At 36.6% G+C, this 2128-nt stretch carries 3 protein-coding genes; 1 reads left to right on the top strand and 2 read right to left on the bottom strand.

What is annotated here, in order from left to right:
- Positions 1-468 precede the first annotated feature (468 nt).
- Positions 469-1182 (bottom strand): ribose-5-phosphate isomerase RpiA, encoded by a 714-nt coding sequence (gene rpiA, locus F6K13_RS30020; protein WP_124144479.1) that lies wholly within the window; start codon positions 1180-1182, stop codon positions 469-471.
- Positions 1183-1283: 101 nt separating this feature from the next.
- Between rpiA and F6K13_RS30015 the strand changes: the two genes are divergently transcribed.
- Positions 1284-1616 (top strand): TIGR03792 family protein, encoded by a 333-nt coding sequence (locus F6K13_RS30015; RefSeq protein ID WP_124144478.1) that lies wholly within the window; start codon positions 1284-1286, stop codon positions 1614-1616.
- Between the two features lie 385 nt (positions 1617-2001).
- Here the strand turns inward: F6K13_RS30015 and F6K13_RS35555 are convergent.
- Positions 2002-2128: tetratricopeptide repeat protein (locus tag F6K13_RS35555; RefSeq protein WP_353735739.1), on the bottom strand; the 127-nt coding region annotated here is incomplete at its 5' end.

The raw sequence follows: 2128 nt of genomic DNA, 5'->3' as shown, positions 1-2128 counted from the left end.
AATTAAAATATATCACCATTTACCATTAATTTATCAAAACTTTAACCAAGAATCATTACCATGAGGAAAGTTCAATTAACGAGGTCTAGATTGACTTTTCAACCTAGGCTTACCCCTTCGTTTCCTATTACTATCACCTCCTGCTAAAAATCTAGAAAATGTTGTTTCTACTCTTTGACAGATCTATGGCAAAACTGTTGAATAAATTTGGGAAAAATCAAGATATTCAACTTTGGTAATTGCTTCTTCTGGTTGTAGTAATTTGGTTGATCTTTTAACTTTAGTAAATTACAAATTAGAGGGCAGACATTGACTGGACATCTGTTTTGCTCCGATCATTCAAAGCCTTCTCCTAGGATTCTGTTGTACCAATATAGACAAATCCTGAGCCAGTTGTTTAGTATTAACTTCTGGCACGTTTGCTGGATATATAAGATATTGGTAAGTATATTTCATTGGCGATCTTCTTCAAGAAATTTCTCGAACTATTGGTTGCCCATTCTGAATTTCTCCTACTAAAATTACATCAGCAACCCCTACAAATAAACCATTTTCCAAAACACCAGGAATATTATTTAAACTCTTTTCTAATTCAGCAGGGTTATCAATAGAATTAAACTTAACATCAATAACCAGATTACCCTCATCCGTAACTACAGGTCCAGCTTTCTTAACACCCATCCGAACTTCTGGTTGACCACCAAGTTTTTCAATCCCCCGAATTACAGGAGTCATTGCCATCGGTATAACTTCTACCGGGAGCAAAAAAGTAGAACCCAACCTATCTACTAATTTAGAACTATCTACCACTACAATAAACTGTTCTGCCAGACAGTCCACAATTTTTTCACGGGTATGAGCTGCTCCACCACCCTTGATGAGATTTTTCTGTGGGTCAACTTCATCAGCACCATCAATTGCAATATCCATGTGGTCAACTTCATCAAGGGTGGTTAATGGTACACCATACTTTTTAGCCAATACATTTGACTGAAAGGAGGTAGGGATACCTTTAATATCCTTTAGTTGGCCACTTTGTAGGCGTTCCCCCAAAAACTGGATCATATAGGCAGCGGTCGATCCTGTGCCTAACCCCACTATCATTCCAGATTTAATGCGGTCAGCAGCAGCTTTACCGACTTGCTGTTTCATTAATTTTGTGGGGTCTTGTTCTGTTATCATACCTTAATACTCCAGATCAAATTATCAGCACTGTCTAACTTACCTAAACTAATTGGCAGGTTAAAGTCAAGTATGCTTTTTTCTCTATTGCTATAAATACCATGATAATTGAATGGCTACAATTCAAGATCGAAGATAGTTTAAAAGAAGAATTTCTCCAAAAGGATCGAGAAATTTGGACATCTTTCCTAGCTTTACAAATGGGTTTTTTAAAAAAAGAAGTCTGGCTTGATAGCTACAGAGGAAATGAAGTTATTATCGTAGTTTACTGGGAGAGTCGAGAGCAATGGAAGTCTATTTCACAAGTTTTATTAGAGGAAACTGAATCTAAGTTTAGGGAAGGACTTGGGATGGAGAATTACTCCTTGTTAGACTGTAGAGAATATGAAGTTGACGCAACTTACCCACAAGGCCCACATTCGTTTTCAGTGTAGAGTTTTAATATTTGTAGAATTACAAAACTTAGGCAAAAACATCCTAAAAAAGCACTAATTACAGTAGGGAATGCCTAGTGTCGCTATGGGGAGGTTAAAAGTCATGCATTTGAAAGCGAGTGCTAATTGGCGAGGTTTCCTATGGCGCTTTTAAAGTGCGGAAATGGTTCCGCACACATCGCCTCAAGAATTTAAGACGCACATCTGACAGTCAATCATTTTTGATTTGTATTGTTTTAGGATTTTGTAACTGGTCAGTTATTTCCGCCATCCTGCACTAGATGAACTTATTCTAGTTATTGCCAAGAATTAACAAAAAATTAAGTGCAGTCTCAAGTATTACCCCTGTAAGGGTTTACCATGAAAATGTTACCTGAAAATTATTTCAAGACAGCAAATATACCTCAGCTAACTTCTTGTAAGCTTCAACATAGTCTGGTTTAATAGTTAAAACTTTTTGATAAGCAACCATTGCTGTATAAAGTTGTCCAGAATCTTTAAGTTTATTGGCT

The organism is Okeania sp. SIO2B9, from assembly GCF_010672505.1.
GTDB classification, from domain to species: domain Bacteria; phylum Cyanobacteriota; class Cyanobacteriia; order Cyanobacteriales; family Microcoleaceae; genus Okeania; species Okeania hirsuta.
The sequence above is the reverse complement of the archived record's forward strand: the minus strand, read 5'-3'. Positions and strand labels throughout refer to the sequence as shown.